This is a genomic window from Candidatus Thermoplasmatota archaeon (assembly GCA_035540375.1).
In the GTDB taxonomy this organism is placed as follows: domain Archaea; phylum Thermoplasmatota; class SW-10-69-26; order JACQPN01; family JAJPHT01; genus DATLGO01.
Window position 1 is genome coordinate 1 of record DATLGO010000020.1, and the last position, 23,310, is coordinate 23,310.

General features: G+C 71.2%; 23 protein-coding genes, 2 tRNA genes and 1 pseudogene. 16 read left to right on the top strand and 10 right to left on the bottom strand.

Annotated features, from left to right (window positions below):
* The coding region (locus tag VM889_02450; GenBank protein HVL47396.1) for a hypothetical protein at positions 1-501 on the bottom strand (501 nt) is incomplete at its 3' end.
* A 795-nt stretch (positions 502-1,296) separates the two neighbouring features.
* Positions 1,297-3,129 (bottom strand): hypothetical protein, encoded by a 1,833-nt coding sequence (locus VM889_02455; GenBank protein HVL47397.1) that lies wholly within the window; start codon positions 3,127-3,129, stop codon positions 1,297-1,299.
* A gap of 39 nt (positions 3,130-3,168) precedes the next feature.
* Between VM889_02455 and VM889_02460 the strand changes: the two genes are divergently transcribed.
* Together VM889_02460 and VM889_02465 are read left to right on the top strand one after the other, a co-directional pair.
* Positions 3,169-3,240, top strand: a tRNA-Thr gene (locus VM889_02460).
* 32 nt (positions 3,241-3,272) lie between these two features.
* Positions 3,273-3,515, top strand: a pseudogene (locus VM889_02465) (hypothetical protein).
* A gap of 1 nt (position 3,516) precedes the next feature.
* On the opposite strand, the gene VM889_02470 reads toward VM889_02465, so the two are convergent.
* Positions 3,517-3,771, bottom strand: a complete 255-nt coding sequence (locus VM889_02470; GenBank protein HVL47398.1) for a hypothetical protein — start codon at positions 3,769-3,771, stop codon at positions 3,517-3,519.
* Between the two features lie 140 nt (positions 3,772-3,911).
* On the opposite strand from VM889_02470, the gene VM889_02475 reads away from it, so the two are divergent.
* From VM889_02475 to VM889_02500, 6 genes are all read left to right on the top strand, one after another.
* Positions 3,912-4,196 (top strand): YhbY family RNA-binding protein, encoded by a 285-nt coding sequence (locus VM889_02475; GenBank protein ID HVL47399.1) that lies wholly within the window; start codon positions 3,912-3,914, stop codon positions 4,194-4,196.
* Between the two features lie 113 nt (positions 4,197-4,309).
* On the top strand, positions 4,310-4,762 hold the full coding sequence (locus VM889_02480; protein ID HVL47400.1) for a 30S ribosomal protein S19e: 453 nt from the start codon (positions 4,310-4,312) through the stop codon (positions 4,760-4,762).
* Between the two features lie 19 nt (positions 4,763-4,781).
* Positions 4,782-5,111, top strand: coding sequence for a DNA-binding protein (locus tag VM889_02485; GenBank protein ID HVL47401.1), 330 nt, complete (start codon positions 4,782-4,784; stop codon positions 5,109-5,111).
* Position 5,112: 1 nt separating this feature from the next.
* Complete coding sequence (locus VM889_02490; GenBank protein HVL47402.1) at positions 5,113-5,271, top strand: 50S ribosomal protein L39e; 159 nt, start codon at positions 5,113-5,115, stop codon at positions 5,269-5,271.
* 3 nt (positions 5,272-5,274) lie between these two features.
* Complete coding sequence (locus VM889_02495) at positions 5,275-5,550, top strand: 50S ribosomal protein L31e (protein HVL47403.1); 276 nt, start codon at positions 5,275-5,277, stop codon at positions 5,548-5,550.
* A 21-nt stretch (positions 5,551-5,571) separates the two neighbouring features.
* Positions 5,572-6,237: a translation initiation factor IF-6 gene (locus VM889_02500; GenBank protein HVL47404.1), complete on the top strand. Its 666-nt coding sequence runs from the start codon at positions 5,572-5,574 to the stop codon at positions 6,235-6,237.
* On the opposite strand, the gene VM889_02505 is transcribed toward VM889_02500, so the two are convergent.
* From VM889_02505 to VM889_02515, 3 genes are all read right to left on the bottom strand, one after another.
* Entirely contained in the window at positions 6,238-6,921 is a 684-nt protein-coding gene (locus VM889_02505) for a helix-hairpin-helix domain-containing protein (GenBank protein ID HVL47405.1), read from the bottom strand.
* A complete protein-coding gene (locus VM889_02510; protein ID HVL47406.1) occupies positions 6,909-8,060 on the bottom strand; it encodes an alcohol dehydrogenase catalytic domain-containing protein in 1,152 nt (383 codons plus the stop codon). Before VM889_02510 ends, VM889_02505 begins: the two co-directional genes overlap by 13 nt.
* A gap of 151 nt (positions 8,061-8,211) precedes the next feature.
* Positions 8,212-9,645: a right-handed parallel beta-helix repeat-containing protein gene (locus tag VM889_02515; GenBank protein ID HVL47407.1), complete on the bottom strand. Its 1,434-nt coding sequence runs from the start codon at positions 9,643-9,645 to the stop codon at positions 8,212-8,214.
* A 743-nt stretch (positions 9,646-10,388) separates the two neighbouring features.
* Between VM889_02515 and VM889_02520 the strand changes: the two genes are divergently transcribed.
* A complete protein-coding gene (locus VM889_02520) occupies positions 10,389-13,046 on the top strand; it encodes a beta-galactosidase (GenBank protein HVL47408.1) in 2,658 nt (885 codons plus the stop codon).
* A gap of 31 nt (positions 13,047-13,077) precedes the next feature.
* Here the strand turns inward: VM889_02520 and VM889_02525 are convergent, their stop codons facing one another.
* A complete protein-coding gene (locus tag VM889_02525; GenBank protein ID HVL47409.1) occupies positions 13,078-14,661 on the bottom strand; it encodes a right-handed parallel beta-helix repeat-containing protein in 1,584 nt (527 codons plus the stop codon).
* Positions 14,662-14,684: 23 nt separating this feature from the next.
* Here VM889_02525 and VM889_02530 point away from each other — a divergent pair, with 23 nt between their 5' ends.
* The 4 genes from VM889_02530 (at position 14,685) to VM889_02545 (ending at position 17,026) form a co-directional block, all read left to right on the top strand.
* A complete protein-coding gene (locus VM889_02530; protein HVL47410.1) occupies positions 14,685-14,915 on the top strand; it encodes a hypothetical protein in 231 nt (76 codons plus the stop codon).
* 30 nt (positions 14,916-14,945) lie between these two features.
* Positions 14,946-15,029, top strand: a tRNA-Ser gene (locus tag VM889_02535).
* 18 nt (positions 15,030-15,047) lie between these two features.
* On the top strand, positions 15,048-16,118 hold the full coding sequence (locus VM889_02540) for a THUMP domain-containing protein (protein ID HVL47411.1): 1,071 nt from the start codon (positions 15,048-15,050) through the stop codon (positions 16,116-16,118).
* The gene (locus VM889_02545; GenBank protein HVL47412.1) at positions 16,115-17,026 is read left to right on the top strand and encodes a 2-dehydropantoate 2-reductase; all 912 of its coding nucleotides are present in this window, start codon (positions 16,115-16,117) and stop codon (positions 17,024-17,026) included. Before VM889_02540 ends, VM889_02545 begins: the two co-directional genes overlap by 4 nt.
* Here the strand turns inward: VM889_02545 and VM889_02550 are convergent, their stop codons facing one another.
* Both VM889_02550 and VM889_02555 read right to left on the bottom strand, forming a co-directional pair.
* Positions 17,027-18,148: an MFS transporter gene (locus tag VM889_02550; GenBank protein HVL47413.1), complete on the bottom strand. Its 1,122-nt coding sequence runs from the start codon at positions 18,146-18,148 to the stop codon at positions 17,027-17,029. It lies immediately after the preceding gene.
* A 58-nt stretch (positions 18,149-18,206) separates the two neighbouring features.
* Positions 18,207-19,241 carry a winged helix-turn-helix transcriptional regulator gene (locus VM889_02555; protein ID HVL47414.1) on the bottom strand — a complete coding sequence of 345 codons (1,035 nt, stop codon included), beginning with the start codon at positions 19,239-19,241 and terminating at the stop codon, positions 18,207-18,209.
* A gap of 151 nt (positions 19,242-19,392) precedes the next feature.
* Between VM889_02555 and VM889_02560 the strand changes: the two genes are divergently transcribed.
* Genes VM889_02560 through hisS form a run of 3 tightly spaced genes read left to right on the top strand, consistent with a single transcriptional unit; the run spans position 19,393 to position 22,226 of the window.
* Positions 19,393-20,415: a PKD domain-containing protein gene (locus VM889_02560; protein ID HVL47415.1), complete on the top strand. Its 1,023-nt coding sequence runs from the start codon at positions 19,393-19,395 to the stop codon at positions 20,413-20,415.
* A gap of 21 nt (positions 20,416-20,436) precedes the next feature.
* Positions 20,437-20,907 carry a hypothetical protein gene (locus tag VM889_02565; GenBank protein ID HVL47416.1) on the top strand — a complete coding sequence of 157 codons (471 nt, stop codon included), beginning with the start codon at positions 20,437-20,439 and terminating at the stop codon, positions 20,905-20,907.
* Positions 20,904-22,226, top strand: a complete 1,323-nt coding sequence (hisS, locus tag VM889_02570; GenBank protein ID HVL47417.1) for a histidine--tRNA ligase — start codon at positions 20,904-20,906, stop codon at positions 22,224-22,226. The genes VM889_02565 and hisS overlap by 4 nt, the downstream gene beginning before the upstream one ends.
* 44 nt (positions 22,227-22,270) lie before the next feature.
* On the opposite strand, the gene VM889_02575 is transcribed toward hisS, so the two are convergent.
* A complete protein-coding gene (locus VM889_02575) occupies positions 22,271-22,915 on the bottom strand; it encodes a hypothetical protein (protein ID HVL47418.1) in 645 nt (214 codons plus the stop codon).
* Positions 22,916-23,310 lie beyond the last annotated feature (395 nt).

Genomic DNA, 23,310 nt, shown 5'->3' on the forward strand with positions numbered 1-23,310 from the left:
CTCCGGAAGCGAGGCGTGGAACGTGATCTCCCGCACGCGCGCGGACCCGCCGGAGGGCGCCGCGACGACGAGGCCCACGAGGTTTTCGGCCCCGTCGCCCGCAAGGGGGTACGGGACCTGCGCCCAGCTGCGCGCCGGCCACGCGCCCGGCACCGACCCGCCGGGCGGCGGCACGAGGAGGTGCTGGCGCGTGAGGCTCCCGCCCGAGACGATTCGCGCGCCGTCGTGGCGCGTGTTGCCGAGGGTGAGCGTGAAGACCTGGTACGGGTCCGAAGGATTCGCGGGAGGCGTGAGCGCAAGCGGGAAGCACGTGGGGTCCGTGGCTTCCTCGTCCCCGCCGAGATAGGTTGTCTCGAGGATGAGCGGGCCGCCGGGGTAGGCCTCGCGGGCGGTGGGGGGCCAGGTCCAGTGGGTGGGTTTGTCGGCATGAATGGCTGTTGTTGTTTCGTCGTAAGCCCACCCAGCCGGAATAAAGAATGTTAGATTTGCTCCCGTAAGCAAGCTTTCGGGTGACAATAGATTGAATTCTATGGCGTCTGCCCCAGGCGGCGGCCAATGCAAATTCCATTTCGCACTCTCAGACGATATGCAATTAGTGCTCACCATGGGCGATGAACTGTGCAGCGCAGTAGGCGCAGTAGACGCCAACTGTATCCGACTACCCAGGAGACTAAGCGAGACTTCGGCTCGGACGTGAGGGTCTGCGTTCATCGAACTCCTACTACCATGCGCAAAACTTGCAAGGAACTCCGTGTGCTTCGCCTCAGGAATCGGTGTAATTACAGGAAACGCATCTCCTTGGCGCCAATCTGGGATCCAAGGGAGGGAGGAAGAGGTTCGTTCACCCGACGAATACTCATCGTCCTCCCCAGCAATCCAGAGCGAGTGGGGATATCCTTTCCAACTAGGATTGTGGAGGTAGACGGAAGTCTCGACGCTCGGGGGCAGGTGAGATCGAAGTCCACTTAGGAGTCGCTTAGGTTCGCCCAGTACCGCAAGGTTAAGGTGGGATTCCCAACGATCTTTCCCCCAGGCCGGCATGCGGTTAGGCCCAACCGATTCTTGGACCAGGCTGTGACGGACAGCTTGGTCAAGATCTATCCAGATTCTATCGGTCGAAGACGTGGGCTGGCTATATGTTAGGATAAATGACGCTCCTGCAAGTATGACGACGCTAAACAGGGTTGCCTCGAGAGCGTAAGTGGCGCCCGAGTCAGCAATCCGCCGCATTCATGGCCAATTTGATGGAACCGGTACATGATATCATCGGAACTGGGACGTCGCCGATGTGTGTGGTTACCTATCCTGGCCGTTCCCCCAGCTCTGCGACCAAGATGCGTTATTAGAAGCGACCACATTTGCGGCGAATCGGCCTCCGTAGCTGTCGAAATGTGAGCCGGTATCAAGGAATTCAGCGTAGGCCGGTTCCAATGCATGGCCGAACCCGACATTGCTTAAATAATAAAAATCGGTACCGTTTTCATCTCTAAACAAGGCGACGCCGTTGCGAATCGTCTGGGCATATGACCCTAAGTGGTATTGGTCGTCACCCCCTCCGTCGAATAGGAGGGCACTACTCGCCTGCCAAGCAAAGCCCATCCCCCCTGTGGAGCCTATTTGCCGAGTGTATTTGTCGGATCCATAGTCTGATCTGCTTGATTGGACCCCAACGCCACCGATATAGGCGGCCCCCATCGAGAGGACGTCCGCGGTCATGGTGGCATTTTGATGGGCGCCTCGCAAAGCGATTCCTACTGATTCCATGTTCCCCGCCCCCAAACAACTCGGCACATACGAGTTCGGAATCGTTCGGCACCGGACCGTGTCCGACCCCTCCACATCCACCCACAGCGACGCGAGCACCGTGCGATACGCGTCCACCGCGGGCGCCGCGAGGAGGCACAGGTTCGCGACCCAGCACGGCGGCACCGCAACGAAGGCGAGAACCAGCGCGCCGCCGCCGACGTTCACGTTCGTGTACGTGTCATTCCCGGCGGGATCGAACGTGAGGTAGGTGCGGTTCGCGCCGAGCGCCCCGTAGTCGTCGCTCCCGAAAGAGCCGACCGCGACGACGCCGAGGGGGTCGATGAGGGGGCCGAGCGCCGGCGCGTGCCACCCGGCGGCGACCCGCGCGCGGTCCGCCGCGAGCGCGTCCTCGGCGGCGAGGCCCGCGGCGGTCGCGAGGCGCGCGGCGGCGAAGAGGTCGGCCTGGTGGACGTGGCGGTCGTGGAGCGTCGCGGCCGCTTCCGCGAGGGCGCGGCCGCGCGGCGTCGCCTCGGCCGCGGGGCCGGCGTCGAGGGTGCGCGCGAGGAGCGCGAGCACGGGTCCGGGCGTGTCGCGCGTCGCGGCGCGCGCGAGCCACGCGGCCTGCGTCATCGCTTCCACGAGCGGCGCGAGGGTCTGCTGCTCGGCCGCGGGCATGAGGCGTCCCTGCGCGGCGAGGGCCGCGTGGTCGGCGGCGGTCGCCGGGCGGCCGCTTGCGGCCCACAGGGCCGCGACGGACGAGGCCCAGAGGGCGTCGTCGCGCGCGCCGTCGAGCGCGAGGTCGCCCGCGCGGCGGCGCGCGTGCGCGAGAAGCGCTGCGTGGAGGCGCGCGAGGGCTTCGGGGTCCGCGTTCGAGCGCGGGATGTCGGCGGGCGCGACGGCGGGGCCGAGCGGCGCGAGCATGACCGCGAGCCACGCGTCGAGGTCCGGGTCGTCGAAGGCGCTCGCGCCCGCGACGCCCGCAAGGGGCCTCGCCGCGGCGGCGCGGGCCATCCCGCGGCGCAGATCCTCCGCGAGGGCGAGGTGCGCGAGGACGTCGTCGGCCGGTAGGTCGGCGAAGCGCGGGGGCGCCCGATCGGTCGCGTCGACGTGCGCGCCCGCCGTCGCCGGGGCCGCGGCGGCGCGCAGGGTGTCGTCCCGGGCGGCGGTCGTCGCGGTCGCGGGCAATGCAAGGAGCGCGGCGACGAGGAGAACGACGGGGATCGATCGCGGAACGTGCGTGGCCTCGCCTCCTCGACGGTTCAGGCGCGTTGTGGAATGATAATGTTTTCCAGCCGTTCGGGCGGGGGGTCGGGGGGCCTCGGCCGGCTCGGCGGCGCGGGCGCGCGGCCTCTCCGGGCGGTCCGCAACCTTGATGAACAGCAAGAGGCTATGCGGCACCCGGCCCGTCTTAAGGGCACCGATGCCGCCTTGGCTCAGTGGTAGAGCGACTCCTTGGTAAGGAGTAGGCCCCGGGTTCAATCCCCGGAGGCGGCTTGCCGGTCCCCGGACCGGGCGGGGGTTTTCCCGTGGCGAAGGTCCGGAAAGGAGGCGGTCGCAGGCGCGCCCGGGAGGAGGGCGCGGCGATCGCGGAGGCGCGCATCGCCCGGCTCGCGTCGCTCGCGGAGCGGGCGGCGCTCGACGGTTTTCTCGATCGCGCGGAGCGGTATCTCGATCTCGCGCGCCGCGTGGGGATGCGCCACCAGGTTTCCCTTCCGGGGGGCGTGAAACGCGCCCGCTGCGCGGGATGCGGCGCGTATCTCCTCGCAGGCGTCACGGCCCGCGTCCGCCTGCGCGGGGGCCGACGGGTGCAGACGTGCCTGCGGTGCGGTCGCGCGGCGCGTCTTCCGCTCGCGCGCGCCAGAGCGCGTCGCCCGAGGCCGCCGCGTGAGCAAGGAGCCGACGGACCGCGTCGCCGAGGCTCGCCCGCACGCGGTCGCGGCGGCTGATCTCGAGCGCCATCGCCGCGAGGGCGTCCCGGTCGCGCGGCCGGACCCGGACGTGGCAGCGCTTGCGTTCCTCGTTCATGGCCGTCGATCCACGCGCTTGGGCTTGGCCCTTCTCCCGCGATCCCAGCATCGCGTCGGGAGCCCGGCGGGCGACGACGTCGCGGCCGCGCCCTCCCGGCGCGCCACCACCTTCATATTGGACCGCACGGTTGGAGCCGCGTGCCCGAGACCCCCGCCCCCCTGTCGAGCCGCGACCGCGCCGCCCTCAAGGCCCGCGCGCAGGCCCTCGAGCCCGCCCTCCAGGTGGGGAAGGCGGGCGTGACGGACGCCCTCGTCGCGGAGATCGAGGCGCGTCTCGACCGCGAGGACCTCGTCAAGATCCGGCTCCTGAAGTCGGCGACCGAGGAGGCCGACCGCCACGCAGTCGCCGAGGACCTCGCGGCGCGCGCCGGGGCCCAGCTCGTCGAGGTGCGGGGCAATACAGTGGTCCTCTACCGCCGTTGAAACCGCGGAAAAGGCGGGTCCCGAACCCCCTCCCGGCCCCCGTTAAGCTTATTAAGGGGTCGCGCTTTTACGGCCTACCTGGCACCCTATTCTGGAGTGCCGCTGGTGATCTCATGACGACCGTCCAGGACGTTCCTGCCGAGCCGCTCATCCGAAACGCGGCCGGCAAGCTCAAGGCGATCCCCTCGGTGAAGGCCCCCGAGTGGTCCGCCTTCGTGACCACGGGCATCCACCGGGAGAAACCTCCCGTGGACAAGGAATGGTGGCACACCCGCGTGGCCGCCGTGCTGCGCAAGGTGTACCTCGAAGGCCCCATCGGGACGGAGCGCCTGCGCGCCCACTTCGGCGGCGCCCGCGACCGCGGCGCGAAGCCCAACCGCGCGAAGGCCGGCTCCGGGTCCATCGCCCGCGAGGCGCTCCAGCAGCTCGAGGCTGCGGGCCTCGTGGAGAACGTCAAGGGCGAGGGTCGCCGCGTGACCGCCAAGGGCCGGTCCTTCATGGACAACGCCGCGTACGAAGCCAAGAAGGAGCTCGTCGCGACGATCCCCGGCCTGGAGAAGTACTGATCCGCGAGGCGGCTCCTGCATGGGCGACGACGAGCTTGCGGAACTCCGCCGCCGGAAGATGGCGGAGCTGCAGGACCAGGCGCGCCGGGAGGAGCACCATGCGGCTCAGCGCGCGGAGATCGACGCCCAGAAGGCGGCGGTCCTCCGCGCGATCCTCGAGCCCGAGGCGCGCGAGCGGCTCGCGCGGGTGCGCATGACGCGCCCCGACGTGGCCGAGAGCCTCGAAAACCAGATCATCATCCTCGCGCAGCAGGGCCGCATCCGCGGCAAGATCGACGACGCGACGCTGCGCGACTTCCTTGCCCGGGTCTCCCCGAAAAGCAAGGACATCAAGATCGAACGACGGTGAAATCATGTCGACCAAGTCCCTGGGCAAGAAGACCCGCCTCGCGAAGGCGGGCAAGAGCAACCGCCGCGTGCCGGCCTGGATCATGCAGCGCACGGCCCGCCGGTTCACGAACCACCCGAAGCGCCACCACTGGCGCCGCAGCCACCTCCGGAGGGGTTGAGCCATGGCCGAATCGAACCAGGAGCTCGAGCGCATCTACAACATCCCGCTCCGCCGCGCCAAGCTCGCGCCGCGCACGATGCGCGCCAAGCGGGCCGTGACGGAGGTCAAGAACTTCCTCGCCCAGCACATGAAGACGGACGAGGAGAAGGTCTGGATCGACAACCCCGTCAACGAGGCCATCTGGGCGCGCGGCATCCAGAAGCCGCCCACGATGATCCGGGTCAAGGCGATCCGCTTCGAGGACGGCGTCGTCGAAGTCTCGCTCCCCGAAGCGTAGGCCGGGAGCGCGAAATCCGCCATGCCGATCGTCCAGCTCGAGTTCAACGGCAGCCCCTACCTCGGGGTCTTCGCCCGGGCATCCGAGAATCTTGCCGTCGTTCCCTCGGCCCTCGACGAAGCCGTCCGCCTCGAGCTCGGACGCGCCCTCGGCGTGGACGCGATTCCGCTCACGATCGGCGGATCCACCATCGTCGGTTCCGTTCTCGCGCTGAACGCCCGGGGGGCCGTCGTCGCGGATTTCGCAAGCGACGACGAGATCCAGCCGCTCCTCGACCGCGGGCTCACCGTCGCCCGCCTCCCGGGGAAGTTCAACGCGGCCGGCAACAACATCCTCGCGAACGACCGCGGCGCGATCGTGAATCCCGACCTCGGCGCGAGGGCCGTCGAGCTCGTCGCGAAGACGCTCGGCGTCGAAGCCGTGGCCGGGACGCTTGCGGGCCTGAAGACCGTCGGGAGCGCCGCCGTCGCGACGTCGAAGGGCGCGCTCTGCCACCCGAAGACGACCGAGCCCGAGATCGAGCTTCTCGAACGCGTCCTCGGCGTCGAGGCCGACATCGGCACCGTGAACCACGGCGCGCCCTACATCGGCGCGGGCATCGTGGCGACGTCGAAGGGCGCGGCCATCGGACGCGCCACGACGGGTCCCGAGATGAACCGCATCGAGGATGCGCTCAGGCTCTACTGATCACCGGCCGAAGATCTTCGCAAAGAGGCCCTTCTTCGGCTCCTTCTTCTCGCGGATCTCCTGGACCTTCACGCGGACCTCCTCCATCGAGGTCCCGCCGCTCTCGAGCTCCACGACCTTCTCCTTGTAGATCGGGACGTCGACGTGCCAGCCGTCCGAGAGCCGCACGAACGCGGTCGTCGCGCGCTCCTTGAGGAGGACCGCGTCCTGCGAGAGCGCGTCCATGATCTCCTCCTCGTCCTCATTCGCGCGCGCGGTGACGATCGGGAGGTTCTCGTGCACGCGCTCGCCCTGGATGACGCGCGCGCTCGTCGCGCGGTCGTGCAGCACGACGCGCACGGGAACGTAGGTTGCGTCGCCCGGGGACGGGGCGGCCATCGCCGCGGCCTCCGCCGCGTCGGAGCCGGCCGACGACGCACTCTCCTCGCGCGGCGCGCCCGCGAGGCGCTCGCCCGCGCGGGCGATGAAGGTCTCGAGGCGGGAAAGCGCGATCCCGGTCTTCTTCGAAAGCGACGCGGGGTCGGCGCCCGCGAGGTCCTCGGCCGTGGCCACGCCCGCCTCCTTGAGGCGCTTCTCGTACGCCGGTCCGATGCCCTCGATGTCGCTCAGGTCCACGCTCGCTTCACCTGGAATCTCGAAGGAGCCTGCGCGATAAAAAGCATGCGGCGCCGTCAGCGCCGCCAATCGATGACCTTCTTGATCGCGTCCGGGCCGGCATCCGCGAAGGCCGCCTCGAAGTCCTCGGGCGCGAACGTGTGCGTCACGACGCGCTCGAGCGCGCCGTTCCAGCGAGGCCGGATGTCTTCGAGCCGCGCCAACGCCTCCTCGTATTGCCCGCGGTGGCTGTTCACGCTCCCGACCAGGACCTGGTTGCGGAGCACCATGCGGCGCATGATGGCGTCCCCGTCGACGTCGAGGGGCGGCCGGTCGGACGGCACGCCGAGCATGACCATCACGCCGTTGCCCGCGAGCGTGTGGAGGGCGTCGAACACGACGCGCGGCGCGCCCGTCGCCTCGATGACGAGATCGAAACCGTCCACCTCCTCGGCGACGTCGCGGATGGACCGCTCGCGCGCGTTGACGTGCTCCGCGCCGACGTCCGCGAGGAGGCGCGCCGCGGCCGTCTCGTCGCCCGACCGGTCGAGGCCCCACACCTCCATTCCCTCGTCGCGCAGGAGGAGCGCCGCAAGCGACCCGAGGCTCCCCGTTCCCGCGACGAGCGCCCGACGTCCCGCGAAGCCGCCCTCGCGCTCGAACCACGGCACGCGCCGGGCGATGTGGCGCGCCGTGTCGAGCGCCTTGATCGCGACGCTCATCGGCTCCGCGAGGACGGCAAGGTCGCCGAGGGAGGCGGGCGCGGAAACGAGCGACGCGGCGTCGTCCGCGAAGGCGTCGCGCATGAAGCCGTCGAGGCCCTTGATGCCGTGCTCCGTGTAATCGTCCGTGGGGCAGTAGTCCGGCGTCCCGAGGCTGCACGCCTCGCACCCGCCGCACCCGTGCCTCACGACCGGCACGACGCGGTCGCCCTGCGCGAGGCCCGAACCCTCGGGCGCTTGGACGACCTCCGCGAGGCACTCGTGCCCGAGCACCCACCGCGCAGCGTCGCGCGGCGGCTCGCCCGCCTCGCCCGCGAGCACTTCCTCGTCCGTGCCGTCGATGCCTGTGAGGAGCGTCGCCAGGAGCGCCTCGCTAGGCGCGGGCCGCGGCGTTGCCCCCGTCGATAGCGAGAGCCGCCGCGTCGCAAGGTCGAGCGCGAGCGCGCGCGGCGCGTTCACCCGGTCGCGTGTCGTCCCGCGTTCGAGGCGTCCCGCGCCGCGCGCCATGCGCGCCCGTCGGGCGCACCGTGGATGAACGTGTCGCCACCCGGACGGGATGGGCGCGCGAGCGGTGCCGCATGGCGGCATGAGGCGGCGGAAGAGGCAGGCGGCGGCGATGGGCGATACGTCATCGCCGCCGCAAAACAAAGGCTGACCCTCACGGCGCGGTCGTGAGCCACGGGTCGTAGAGGACGGGGCCGCCCTTGATGATCGACCCGGAGCCTCCGGGGTTCCCGGTGACGCGCGGCCCGGACGGGTGGCCCCACCAGACGCCGCGCGCGTCGACGGGCGTCGTGGGCTCGCCGGCGATCTCCAGGATGCCGAGGATGCTCGATCCTGGCGTCTCGACCGCGTCGCAAGGGTGCAGGCGAAGGGCGCGCTGGGGACTCGAGAACACGGAATCCCGGAGGCTGACGTGCCCATCCGGCCAGCACATGACTTCCGCCCCGCGGACGGGTCCTTCGAACACGCTCGATCGGATGACGGCTTCATGGGCGGATAGGTACGCTCCCCTGTACTGTCCAGAGAACCGGCTCGAGTCGACCTCGATCCGCGATGCCAGGATGACGGTGTCGCGCGTGTTCGTGGTCTCCACGATGCTCATGTTGCCGGCCGTCCAGAAGACGGGGACGTTGAAGGCGCTGCCTTCGATCCGGACCTCGTCCCCGTGGAGTCCTGCCGCGCCGTTCGCGGGGATGGTCAGGTTGCGGACCGTGACGCGGCGCGCGTCCGAGACGTGGATCCAGCCGATGTCGTCGACGCGACCATCGAGGGTCACGTCGTCCTCCCCGATCGACTGGTAGGTGATCCGCCCGTCGATGGTGTTCGTGCGGGCCACCGTCACCTTGCCGACCCGCAGGGCCGTCTCGCACCCGTTGAGGGCATTGCCTTCGATGAGCGCTGGCCCGAACAGCACGGTGGCGCACGCTCGGGCGCGGATCGTATTGTCGGCCACGTGCACGAGCGCGGGGGCGGGGATGGTGTTGACGTAGAGGCCCCCGCCTTCGCTCACGATGGTGTTGGAGCGGATGGCGATCGGGATTCCTGACCCCTCGGAGCGCACATCGATGGCGTTGGCGCGGCTCCCGGCGGCATGGATCGAATTGCGCTCGACGATCGTGGCGCCAGCGGGATTGCGGATGTCGATCGCCGCGGCGACGATCGCGTCGTGCTGGATGACCGCGATCGCGTTTCCGGCGATCGTGGCCGCGGAGTCGAGGGAACGGATGGCGCTCCTCTGCGCGGCCTCGAACACGTTGTCGACCACCCTCGTGGCCCGGGCATTATCGAGAGCCACCGCGCCCCATGAGCCGCCGACCCGGACGAACCGGTTGTCGGCGACCGTGACGTTCGAAGCGTCACGCACGAAGATGGCCGGAATCGAGGACGCCCGTAATTCCACGTCGTGGGGCTGCCACGTGGGTCCGCCGGGGAACGGAACGGAGACCGTGCCGGGTTCGACGATGAAGAGATTGTCGCGCACGAGAACATGGACGTCGGTCCGGGCGAACTGAAGGGCCCCCGCGACAGGAGGGTCGCCGTGGTGCATGTTCGCCAGCGAAGGCAGCACGATCGTGAGCCCCTGGATCACGAACGGGTCGTCCTCCGTCCCCGACCCGCCGACGCCGGCCGCGCGTGCCGCGGGCGAGCGGAAGTCGGAGGGGTCGTCGAAGACGAGCGGCTCGAACGCGGCGCGCTCGTCGCGCCCGCGCCCGGGAGGAGGGCGGGCAGAAGGAAGGCGATCGTGAGGGTCGCAACCAGGGCGCGCGGGGAGGTCGCCGAGCGGCGGAGCATGCGCGATCAGACTGCGTGCCCATCTTGAGGTTTGCGACGCGAGGGAAGGCGACAGATCGCGTGACCCCCAAGACGGATGGAGGTTCGCCAGGGGCCTGAGCCAGCACCGGCCCCTCGGCGAACGTCGATGACGCCGGGATCATGCCTGATGACAGGAACGGACCCCCCTCCGGACCCGCAACGCCGGCGGCGCGGGCCGCGGGTGTGCGATGGCCCGGGACGTCGTCGAAGATGAGCGGCTCGAATTGGCTTTTTCGAGCGCGCGTGACGGAGCGCAGGGCGGAGGACGCGCAGGCAACCATCGACGCGACGGCGGGGAGGCCGCCGGGCGGTCGAGCATCCGCGACCCCGGCGCGCGAAGTTCCTATCATGGAGCGGAGTCGCTCGAGCCCCGCATCGGGCCTTTTCGGACGATTTTCGAGGCCTCAGCGGCGGCGTCGAAGGGGCCACGCTCGATCGCTCGTTGCCTTGACACCCCGGATGCGCGAGCCTGTCGAGCGGCCGCAAGCTTCAGGCACCTCGGACCCCGGAGGGTCGAGGGTGACGTCGCCCCGGCTCGTCGATGGCGTCCTCGTGATGGACGGGCGGCCTCGCCCATTTCTCGCGACGGACTACCCCTATTTCCGCGACGACGTGCGCCACTGGCGCGATCGCCTGCGCGCCCAGAAGGCTGCGGGACTCGACATCGTTTCGGTGTACGTGCCGTGGCGGCACCACGCGCCCCGGGAGGCCTTCCGCGGCGGGGGAGCCTACGACTTCACGGGCAGGACGCAGCCGAACCGTGACGTGGTGGGGCTTCTCGACATCGCGCGCGAGGAGGGCCTCTTCGTGGTCCTCAAGCCGGGGCCGTTCGTGCACGCCGAGCTGCCTTACGGCGGCCTGCCCGACGACGTGTGCCCCGAATGCCATCCGGAAAACGCGATCGAGCCCGAGCTCGACGCGGACGGGGTCCCCATCCGATGGATCCTGGCCCGGATGGAGCCGCGATCCCAGCACATCCTCCCGGCGCCGTTCGGGGAAGCCTACCTCGCCTACGTGCGCGATTGGCTCGAGGCCGTCGCCCGCGAGGTCGCGGCGCCCGCCTTCCACCCCCAAGGCCCCGTGATCGGCGTGCAGCTCATGAACGAGGGCATCTACAGCGACTCCGCCAAGGCCGAGCCGCACCAGCTCGGCTACGCCTCGTCGTCGCGCCATCTCTTCCACGATTTTCTCGCTTCCCGATACCGGGACCTCGACGCGTACAACCGGATCCACGGCACGCGCCACCGGGACTGGCACGCGGTCGTTCCGCCCCGTCGGGCCCGGCTCCTTGCGTCGGCGCGCGCGCTCCTCCCGTACCTCGACTGGAGCGCGTTCCAGGCCGAGATCTACGCCCTCGCGGCGGAGGCGTACCGCGGCTTCCTCGTCTCGGGAGGGCTCCCGCGGGACGCGTTCGTCCTCTTCAACTTCAACCCCAACGGCACCACCTACCGCGAAAGGCCCGCCTCGAACGACGGGTGGTACACGCGCGTGAACGTCGCCGACGTCGAGGGGCTCACCTTCGGGTCCACGAACTGGCTCGGCGTCGTCGCGGGGGACCCCGTCGCGTTTCGCCAATATGCGATGGCGACGACGGCCTTCCGCGGCCCCGCGATGGAGCAGAACTGGGGCTTCGCAAGCCAATACTTCGCGCCCTACGAGTATGTGACCCCGAGCCATTTCGAATCAATGCTCGCCGTCGCCTGCGGCGCGACGGGCATCACCGCGTACACCTTCGCGGGCGCGCGGGCGTGGCGCGACGACCCCAACCTCGCCGCGGAATGGATCCCCGAGCGGACGAACGATCGGCGCGACGCGACGAGCGGCGACTATCCCGGCGACAGCGCCGTCCTGTCCGACGGCACGCGGACGCCGAAGCTTGCGACGCTCCACCAGATCGCGCACGTGCTCGCCGCGATCCCCGCCGAGCCCCTCGTCGCGGGACCGCGGGCGGCCGTCGCGTGGGCCATGTACCCGCCGTACGCGTGGGCGGGGCAGTGGCTTCCGCGCGGGGATCCCGACGATCTCCTCTGGCGCCCGCCGCTCAAGGCGGTTCCGCGCGGCGCCTATCACGGGCTCGACGCCTTCGTGGAGATGATGATGGACCGCGGCCTCGGCTTCCGACAGCTCGACATCTCGCGCGAGGACGTTCCGCTCGAACGGGTGGACGCCATCGCGCTCAGCGCGCACGAATACATGGACGCCGCGACCCAGCTCAGGCTCGCGCGGTTCGTCGAGGACGGAGGCGCGCTCATGCTCACGGGCCTCGTGCCGGACCGCGACCTCACCCTCAAGGAGGCCCGAGGCGCCCTCTCCGGCCTCTTTCCCCACCGCGTTCGCCGCGTGGGCGACGTCGCGCACACGCGTCGCGCGACCTACGAAGGCCGCCACGAAGGGCTCGCGCTCGACTTCTTCGTGGAGGTCGAGCCGCCGGGCGACGCGGACGCCTTCGTGCGCCTCGGCGAAGACGTGGTGGGTTACCGGAGGAGCCACGGCGCCGGCCGCGTCTTCTATCTTGGCATCGGACCCTGGCGCGCTCGCCACTCGGGGGACGATCCCCGCGTCGCCCGCGAGAATCAACGCTTCGCGTGGCGGATCCTCGAAGGGCTCGGCGCGGACGACTGCGTCCCCGCGCGCCCCCTCGACGACGAGCATCAGGTCATGGTCTGGCAGCACGGCGCCCGCAGCGGCGGCCCGCAGGCGCTCTACATCGTCGTGCGCGACGCCCACGGCACGCTCCGCGTCCGGTACACCGAGCCGGGCGGACGCGCCGCCGTCGCCACGATCGCGTCGCCGAGCGAGGCCGTCCACGTCGCCGCCTTCGACGCGGCGGGGCGCCTGGTCGCGGCCCACCTCAAGGGCGTGAACGACGTGCGGGGCGAAGCCGTCGCGCCGTCGCTTGCGTGGCCCGGCGGGCGCCTTGCGGCCGCGACGCCCTGCGACGTCGCCTTCGTGCGGAGCGCGCGCGAAGCCGTCCTGACCGTCGCGCACGTGGCGGGGAGCACGACGCGCGTCGTGATCCCGCTCGCTCCGCACGAGATCGCGGGCGTCGCCCGCGCCGACGGGGGCGCGCCGCGGGTCTATCCCCTCGATGGAGCGACCGCGGTCGAGATCGAGGACCTTGCGCGCGGTGGCTTCGTTCGTTTCGCGCTCGCGCCGCGGGCGACCCCGAAGGCCTGACCGGGACGCCGGGTTGTCTGGGGTGGGAACGTCATGGCGGCGAGATCCGCCAGGGTTTGAACAGGACGTTCCCGATCGCGCGCGATCCCTGGCCCCCGGGGTTGTTGTCATGGTAAGGTCCCGAGGCGTGGCCCCACCAGTTGTAGCGCGCATCGACGACGGTCTCGTCTATGGCCAACAAAAAGCCCAGGATCGACGTGTTCCGGACCACGGTGTTCGAGCATTCCAGCAGGGCGCTGGCGCCTGCGGTGCTCGAGCTGTTCGTCACCGTCACCTGGCTGCAGCCGTCGCCGCCCAAGATGAGGCCACTGATGCCGCCCGTGAATGTGGATCCGGTCACGGTCGCGGTGCCGCCCGACCTTGAAGCCCACGAGAGGGCTGTGGGGGTTCCGTAGGCCGCCACGTCTTCGACCTCGAGGATGCGCGAGACGATGCGAAGTCCGCCAAACCCCATGCTATGCTCGCCACGCAGGACCGCGTTCGAGATCCGCACCGTGTCGGCCTTGATGTTCAGGCCCTTGACGATCCGCATCGTGACGTTGTCGACGAGAACCTGGTCGGCGCCTTCGATGGTGGCTTCCGCGATTTTGACCTCGTTGTGGATGTTTCGGAGGGTGACGTGACGAACGTTGATGATCCTGAGCCAGCCGATCCCTTCGTTCTCGATAAGGGCCGTCGGGGCATCCCTCACCGAGAGCATCCTGAAGCCGTTGACCGTGTTGTTCGCGGCGATGTCCGCGACATTCGCCTCGAGACCATAGCTGCATCCCACGAACGCGTTCGCTTCGAGGCGCGCGCGGCCGTCGATCATCGCGCAGTGGGAGGCTTCGACCGTGTTGTTGCGGATGAGCGCGGGGGGCCTTGAATCGCTGCCGACCACCCTCAATCCCAGGAATATGTTCCCGAGCAGGTTGTCGCGGATCACGATCGCGTCGCTCGCATCGAAGACGACGATACCCACGTTCTCGAATGCGCCCGCCGACGTCATGCGATTCCCCGCGATGCGGCTGCCCGGCAACGGTTTATGGAACATGATGCCCGTTCCCGAGCCCATGGGGATCATCCTGAACGCGTTGTCCTCCACGGTCGCCGAGCTGGAGTCGAGAGCGACGGAGAGGCGGAATGCGTCCTCGAAGGTGTTGCGGAGGACCTGGATGTCCTCCGAGTTCAGGACGGCGACGGCGCCATAGGTCCCTCCGATGCCCCGGAACGTATTGTTCTCGACGACCACATGGCTTGAAGCCACGAGCAGCACGGCGGGCGGACTCATCTTCATGGGAGTGCCCGGTTCGATGGAAACCCCGTAGAACTCGTTGTCGACGATGCGGACGTGCGCCGCGCTGTGTCGGATGGTGATGACGCCGGCGGAGCCGAGGTTCGGGACCCAGGAGGGTGCGACGGGGACCGGGATGGAAAGCCCCGAGATGACGAACGGGTCCGAGGCGGTACCGCTCCCCGTGACGCCGAGGGCCCGCCCGACGGGTCCGCGGAACGCCTCCTCGCCGTCGAAAAGGATCGGACCTGCGTCAAACGGCGTCCCCGCGGCGGTCGGGACGCTTCCGCTCATGAGGCCGGCGAGGAGGATCACGACGAGGATCGTGCGCAGACGTTGCATGGATCTCTATCGACGAGCGCTCCTTGAAGAAGACCGCGAGCCGAGATTTCAATTTCAAGGACACGCGCGGCGACCGGACCGCGCGCGACGGCCGCTTGGCACGGCGCGCCGCGATCGTCTCGCGGCTCGGCCCGTTCGGCCGCAACGCGGAAGCCGGCGCGCGCGGGCGCCTTGGCCAGCCATCGGGCGGCATCGCGGCGCGGGCGGCGACGACGGCCGCGCCGCGCAACCGGGTCGACCGGCAACCTTTTTAGCGGGTCGCGGGGTATCCCGAACGCTCCCCTGCCCAGGTGGCATAGCTCGGTAGCGCGCGGCCCTGGAAAGGCCGTGGTCATTCGACCTCGTGAGTTCAAATCTCACCCTGGGCGCTTCATCCTGAGGTTCCGATGGCGTCGACCCTGCTCGTGCGGTATGGCGAGATCGGCATCAAGGGTCCCGCCGTCCGCGCGCGCTTCGAACGGCGCCTCGTCGAGAACATGGAATCCATGTTCGCCGCGCGCGGCCTCGAGTGCGCCACCGAGCGCGAATGGGGCCGCGTGTTCGTGCACACCGCGAAGCCCGCCGAGGCCCTCGACGCCCTCGCCCACACGTTCGGCGTCGTGAGCGCCTCGGAAGCGCTCGAATGCGAAGGGACGGTCGAGGCCGTCGCCGCGTTCGCGTCCGAGCGCACGACCGTGCCCGCAGGCGCCACGTTCGCGGTGCGGGCGCGACGCGCCGGCACGCACGGCTTCAGCTCCGTGGACGTCGCGCGTGCGACGGGCGCGGCGATCGTTGCGCGGAATCCGGGCGCGAGGGTCGATCTCGAGAACCCCGACGTCGAGGTGTTCGTCGAGGTCCGCGGCCGACGCGCGTACGTGTACCGCGACGCGGTGGCGGGCCCCGGGGGCCTCCCGCTCGGCACGCAGGGCCGCGTCGCGATCCTCCTCGACGAGCCGCGCGACGTCCTCGCCGCGTGGCTTCTGATGAAGCGCGGCGTGAGCCCGCAGATTCTCGCCGCTTCGCCCGTCGAAGGCGCGCTCCGCCCCGCGCTCGAGGCCCTCGCCGCGTGGACGCCCGCCCTCGACCTCGGCGTCCTCGCGGTCCCGGAAGCCTGGTCCGCGGACCCTGCGCGCCGGCGCGCCTTCCTCGTCGAGGCGCTCGCGCGCCACGCGTCGCATCGCCGCGCGACCGCCGTCGTCCTCGGCGACGGCCTCGCGGAGGCCGCGGCCTTCGCGCCGCTCGACGCGCGCGTGGGTCGGCCCGTCTTCCGGCCGCTCGTCGGCTACCCGGGCGAACGCCTCGCCGCGCTCGCGCGCGTCGCGCGCCTCGAGCCCGCGCTCGGCCCCGCGGCGCGAGGCGCGCCGGCCGCGCCCGTCGCCGACGTCCCCGCCCCGTCTGAGGACGAGGTGAAACAGGCGCTCATGGCCGTGCGCCGCGCCACGATCACCCGCCCGCCGCGCCTGGGGGCGCCCGCGTGAGGGTCGTCATCCTCGGCGCGGGCGCGATGGGATCCTTCTTCGGCGCGCTCCTCGCGCGCGACCACGACGTGACGCTCGTGGCCCGCCCCGATCACGCGCGCGCCGTGCGCGAGGGCGGGCTGACGGTTTCGGGCCGCACGACGTTCGCCGCCCGGCCGAAGGCGGTCGAAGCGGTCGCGGACGTCGAGGGACACGCGGACCTCGTGCTCGTCGCGGTGAAGGCGTACGACACGCGCGCGGCCGCGGACGTGCTGAAGCCGATCGTCGGCCGCGACACGCTCATCGCGACGCTCCAGAATGGTCTCGGCAATGTCGAAACCCTCCTCGACCGCTTCGCGGCGAAACGCGTCGTCGCGGGCGCGACGAGCCACGGCGTCACCTTCGTCGAGCCGGGCCACGTGCGCCATGCGGGCCTGGGCTACACCGTCGTCGGATCGCCCGTCGGCGAGACGGCCGCCGCGAAAACGGTCGCGGACCTCCTCGGGGCCGCGGGCCACGAGACCGCCTTGAGCGAGCGGATCCTCGGCGAGGTGTGGGCGAAAGTCGTGGTGAACGCGGCCATCAATCCCGTGACGGCGATCACGGGCCTCCCGAATGGCGCGCTTCTCGAGCAGCCGCATCTCAAGGAGATCATGACGCTCGCCGCCGAGGAGGCCGTCGAGGTCGCGAAGGCCGAGCGCGCGCCTCTTCCGGACGACGACCTCGTGATCCGCGCGCGCGTCGTCGCGGAGCGGACGGCGGAGAACAAGAGCAGCATGCTTCAGGACGTGGAGCGCGGCCGCCGCACCGAAATCGACGCGATCTCGGGCGAGATCGCGGCGCGCGGCCGGAGGCTCGGGGTCGACACGCCCGTCACGCGCACGCTCGTCGCCCTCGTCAAGGGCATCGAATCGACGACGCGCCGCTGATCACGGCTTCGCGATCGTGGGCGTCGGCCGGCCGAACGGATCGATCGTCGTCGAAGGGTGGCGCGCGAGCTCCCAGCGGAAGAGCGGGATCGCGAGGATCGGAAGGATCGCCGCGACGAGCATCGTCGTGTGGATGCCCCACACGGCCGCGATGGCGCCGCCGAGGAGCGGGCCCGCGACGGAGCTGAGCTGGATGCTCGACTGGAGGAGCCCCGTCGCCGTCGCGCGCTCGTGGTTGCGCTCCATCACGAACTTGAGCGCGCCCATGTAGAGCGCGGCCCAGCTTGCGGCAAGGATCGGCTGCGCGGCGAGGACGCCGAGCGGGGTCGTCGCTTCGTGGAGCACGACGAAGGTCAGAGCGGAGAGGAGGAGACCCGCGGTGACGAGCCGAGTCGAGCGGATTCCGTCGAGGCGCGGCATGATGAGGAACTGGAAGAGCGCATTGACGCCGCTCGCCGCGCCCACCCACACGAGGTCGGCGCCGAGCGCGACCATGTGGAGCGGGAGGAGCACCCACACGGCGGTCGCGCCGATGTGGCGCACGACCACGGCCGCGTAGGCCGGAAGGTTGCGCTCGATGACCTCGCGCGGGAACATGGGCACCGCGACGCGCGGCTCGGTCGAGGTGGGAAGGCGCAGGCTCACCGCGAAGGCCGTGGCGAGCAGGATCGAGGAGAACGTGAACACGCCCTCGGCGCCGCCGATGACGCCGCCCGCGAGCGCGCCGAGGCCGAAGCCGAGCGATCCCCACGCGGCGAAGCGGCCGAGCTTGCGGTTCTGGTCGTAGGCGAGGCTCAGGAGCGCCGCGGGGATGAGGCCCGCGGCGACGCCCAGGACGACGCGCGCGAGACCGAGCTCGAGCGGCGTCCGGGCGAACGTGTGGAACAGGGCCGCGACGGCGCTCGTCGCGAGGCCGATCTGCAGGATCCGGCGCCGACCGTGCACGTCGGCCGCGCGCCCGCCGACGAAGCTCGACACGAGCTGCGCGAGCCCGAACGCGGCGGCGATGAGGCCCACCTCGAAGAGGCTCGCGCCGAGCGCGACCGCGAACACCGGGAGGAGCACGCTCGCGGCGCTGAGGGCGGCCTGTGAGACGACCTGGATGAGGCTCGCGCGGTGCATCCCGGACGGCCGCGACCACGAAGCGTCTATTTGAGCGTGCGCAAAGCGACCGCGCCCTTCACGCCGTCAACGTCGCGGGCTCCGCACCCGCCGCGGCGGCCTCGCGGCCGCCGGCCGCGAGGGTGAGCGCGTGGCTCTTGCCGATGCGCTCGACCGAGAGCACGTTCGCGGCCGTGAGGCGCTTGACGTGCCACGAGGCGAGGGCGGCGCTCATGCCGAGGGCGCGCGCGACGTCCTTCTGGGTCGCCCCAGGGTGGTCGCGCACGTATTGCGCGATCCCGCGCGCGCGGTCGTTCTTCACCGCGACCGTCGCGGCCTGCGCCTCGGGCGCGACCGCGCCCGCCGCGAAGTAGCAGCGCTGGTTGCCGGCGCGGCGGGCCTTCACGAGCTTGCGCGACTCGAGGAGGTTCAGGTGGTAGACCGCGGTGCCCCAACCGAGACCGAGCGCGTCCGCGATCTGGGTGGTGTGCGCGCCCGGGTGGGCGCCGACGTAGCGGTGGATGGCGGCGCGGCCCTCGTGCCGGAGGATGTCGCGGTCCATGAGGCGCGAATAGAGGGGAAGGGCGGAGAGCCAGCCGACCTTGCGAAGGGCGTTCAACGCGGCGGCGAGCGAGAGGCCCGCGCCCGCGCCGCCCGCGACGAGCGCGGCGTCGCGCGGGGGAACGCGCGCCGCGGCGCGGGCCGCGTCGCCCGCGAGGGCGGCAAGCGCGCCTGCGACCGCCGCGGCCGTGGAGGCGGCGGCCGCGGCGGCGGAGGCGACGAGGGACCCGATGAACTGCACCGCGCCCGCGAGGGCGCGCGCGAGGAGGTCGACGGCGTGGGCGGCGAGGCGCGCCGCGGCGTCGACGGCGCCCGCGAGGGCGCCGAGGGCGCCGTCCACGGCGCCGGCGAGAGGGAGCGCGGCGGCTTCCGCCGCCGCGAGGGTGGAAGCGGCGCTCGCGGCCAGGTCGAGGGAGGGGAGGCTGAGGCGGGCCGCGGTCGCTTCGCCCTCGCTCTGGACGGATCCGGGCGCGGCGGCCGAAACCGGCACCGCGACGACCGCAACCAGGGCAAGGACGATCCCGAGACGGAATGAGTCTCGCAAACGCTTCACAATGACGAAGTCCGTCCGGAGCTACTTAAGCGTTCTAGATGCGGCCTTTGATCGACCGCCCGCTGCGCCGTCACCGTGACGGCGCGCTGTCTCGATGCGCGAACCATTCCGGCACCTTGAAAGCGGGCGAGCCCCTCGCTTCCCCCCGGGGATGCACGTGCGACCACGCTCCGCCTTCCGACCTCTCCTCCTCGCCCTCCTCGTCGTCCTCGCCGCCTCGAGCGCCGGCTGCGTCGCCAACATGGCCGAGTTCAAGGACCTCGTCGGCCAGGGGAGGAAGGCCGTCGACCCCGTCGCGCGCGCGTCGTCGAACCGCACCGACGTCCTCGTCGGCGAGCCGGTCCGGTTCGCCGCCACGGGGTCGGCCGATCCCCTCGGACGCCCGCTCGCCCTCGCGTGGTCGTTCGGCGACGGCGCAACCGGCGTCGGCGACGCGGTCACGCACCGCTACCTCCGCGCCGGCACCTTCGTCGCGACGCTCGAGGCCACCAATCCCGACGGACGCATCGCGCGCGACGCCGTCGAGGTGCGCGTCGCGCCCGGCAACCGCGCGCCCGTCGCGGGAACCCTCCTCGCGCCCGACCGCGTGGTCGCGGGCGAGCCCGCCACGTTCGAAGCCGTCGGGTTCACGGATCCCGACCGCGACGCGCTGTCGTACCGCTGGAGCTTCGGCGCGGGCGACCGCACGGCGCTCCTCGTCGACGCGACGGTGACGCACACGTTCGCGAAGCCCGGCCTGCACCTTGTCGAGGTCGCCGCCTTCGACCCGGCGCTCCGCAACGCGACGGCGCAGCGCGTCGTGCCGGTCGACCTCGTCGCGACCTTCCCGGGCGAAGCCCGTCTCGCCGAAGCCGCTCCGACGCACGCCGCGCCCTTTGCGCCCGGCGCGACCGCGCTCGTCGCGCGCCTCGCGTTCGACGCGAACCTCGGTCTCCACAACCTCTCGCTCTCGGTGAAGGACGGCACGGGCGCCCCCGTCGCCGTCGCGCGCGCGGCCGTCGCGCCCGGCGACCAGGGTCCCGTCGAGGTCACGCTCGCGCTCGAGGCCGCCGCGCTCGCGTCGGCCGCGCCCGGCGAATGGACGTTCACGGTCGACCGCGCCTCGGGCCTCGCCGTGCCGTACACGCTCCGTCTCGAAGCGCGCTACGGCGTCCTCCCCGCGGGCCTTATGTAGGGCGCTTTCCATCGCCCTCGCATGGCGAAGCGGGACAAGTCCATCGAGGAGCTCGACCGGGAGCTCGCCGCGCTCGAAGAGGAGCTGAAGGCCCTCCAGGGCGGGTCCAGGGCCACGAAGGCCGCGGCTCCGGAAGCGCCCCGCGAGAATCCCGCCGACGCGCCGAAGAAAAGTCTCCTCGGCCGCTTCCGCAAGGACGAGGCGCCATCGCTTGCGCCCGTCGCGAGCGCCGCGGACGCGCCGGCCCCCGCGCCGGCGCCTGCGCCCGCCGCCGGCGCCTGGCGATGGGCGCGGGAGGGTCGCGTGTCGCGCCGGATCGCGAAGGGCGAGATCGAGCCCGTCCGCGTCCTGCGCGTGCTCGACCGCGACGGCCGCGTCGTGAGCGAAGCCGCCGCGCCCGACGAACCCGCGCGCAGCCCGCGCGTCGCCGCGCTCGCCTCGCGCGTCCCTTCCTTCCTGAAAAGGAAGCGGAGCGGAGGCGGGGACGGTTGACGGACCGCCCGCGCGGCACGCGCGACTTCCCGCCCGAGGAGATGGAGAAGCGCCGCGCGCTCGAGTCGCGCCTGCGCGAGACGCTCCAGTCGTTCGGCTACCGCGAGGTGCAGACGCCCACGTTCGAGCACGTGGAGCTCTTCACGCGCAAGTCCGGCGAGGGCGTCCTGAAGCAGATCTACAACTTCACCGACAAGGGCGGCCGCGAGCTGACGCTCCGGCCGGAGCTCACCGCGCCGGTCCTGCGCTACTACGTCTCCGACCTCTCGAAGCGGCCGAAGCCGCTCAAGCTCTTCTATTACGGCCCGTGCTTCCGCTACGAGGAGCCGCAGAAGGGTCGCTACCGCGAATTCTGGCAGTTCGGCGTCGAGCTCATCGGACCCACGGGTCCCGCGGCCGACGCCGAGGTGATCGGCGTCGCGAACGCCGCGTTCGAGGCCGCGGGCCTCGCGCGCTTCAACCTCCACGTCGGCCACGTCGGCATCCTCCGCGCGCTCGTCTCGCGCCTGCCCGTCGACGACCTCGCGAAGGGGAAGGTCTGGCGCGCGATCGACAAGGACGAGCCCGTCGGGGACATGCTCGACGCGGAAGGCGTCCCGGCCGCCCTCGCGTCGGCCGTCGCGAACCTCGCGTCGCTCGAGCGCCGCCTCGTCCTCGGCGACGAGGAGGGCGCGCCGCGCGCGGTCGAGGAGTTCTTCGACGAGGCGCGTCAGGCGCTCGCGGGCCTCGACGCCGACGTCGCGAAGGAGGTCGAGGGACACCTCGCGTCGCTCCAGGAGACGACGCGGCTCCTCGAGCACTACGGCGTCCGCACCGTCGTGCTCGACCTCGGCGTCGTGCGCGGCCTCGACTACTACACGGGCGTCGTCTTCGAGCTCGAGCTGCCCGACCTCGGCGCCGAGAAGCAGGCGGGCGGCGGCGGAGCCTACGCGCTCTCGGAGCTCTTCGGCGGCGAAGCCGTCGGCAGCGCGGGCTTCGGCCTGGGTTTCGACCGCATGCTCATCGGCCTCGAGCGCGAGGGCAACCTCCCGCCCTCGTCGGTCGCCCTCGACGCGTACATCGCGCCCATCGGCGACGCCGCGCGCGTGGCCGCGCTCGACCTTGCGCGCGAGCTGCGCGCCGCGGGCCTGCGCGTGGACGTCGACCTCATGGGCCGCAAGCCCACGAAGAACTTCGACTACGCGAACGCGATCGGCGCGCGCCGCGTCGTCGTGCTCGGCGAGAAGGAGCTCGCGGCAAGGGCCGCGGCCGTGAAGGACATGGCGACCGGCGAGCAGCGGACGGTCCCGCGCGCGGACCTCGTCGCGGCCCTCCGGTAGGGAGGAAGCGGGGGCGGCCTCGCGACCGCCCCGCTTCGATCATCCTAAGGCGCAAGCGCCGAAAGCAGCGACGCGCGCACGCTCGTCGTCCCGTAGGGCTCGATCGCGTCGAGGACGTCCGGCACGATGAAATTGAACCGCCGCCCGTCCACGTCGCGCACCGGCGTGAGCGGCACGCTCCACGCGGGGAGGACCTCCGTCGCCGTCCGGCCGTCCGGAAGCGCGTACGTCGTCTCGTACGCGAGCGGCTGCACCGCGTACGTGCGGCCGTCGGGCCCCGCGACAAGGTCCGGCGGACCCGCCGGAAACAGGCTCGACTGCGACGGCTGGGCCGCGCTCGACGGATACACCACCACGGTGTCGCCCGCGCGGCAGCGCGCGCTGAACGAGGCGTAGATGCCCCGGATCATGGCGATCGGGTTCGACACATCGGTCTCCGCCTCGGCCGTGTAGTGGCACTCGATGAAGCCCGTGAGGTTCACCTTCAGGCGATCCGCGTCGTCATCCGCGCTGCGATTGATCTCCAGGACGACGTACACGTTGTGGCCGCCCACGACGCTCACGCGCGTCCGGTTCGGCTCCGACGGCGGCGCGTCGAGGGGACCCACCTCGCCCCGCGCCCACACCTCCGCGAGCAGATCGAGGACCGTGATCACGGGATCCTGCGCCGTCGCCACGGCCGGGACCACGATCAACAGAGCTGCCGCTGAGGCAAACCATCGCTTCTGCACGCTGCTTCCTCCCGGAGGGGCCGCGCGGTGCCGGGGCGGACCCGGGACCTGTTGCCCACTCCGGTGACAAACACCGCGCCCAGGCACTTAGCTTGATCCGCGAGACCCTATGCGTTGTCGCCGGGCCCGGTGACAAGGGGAAAAAGGCTGGAAACACGACGGAAAAACGAGCCTCGGGGTCGGGCGGGGGCCGCGTGTCACCCGGGCGGGTGACGGAGCGCCGGGCGTGGGGACCGGGACCGGGCGTCGGGCGTCGGGCGTCGGGACCCGGGTCCGGGTGCCGGGCGCCGGGACCGGTTGCCGGGCGCCGGGACTCGGGACCGGGAACCGGGCGCCGGGACTCGGGACCGGGA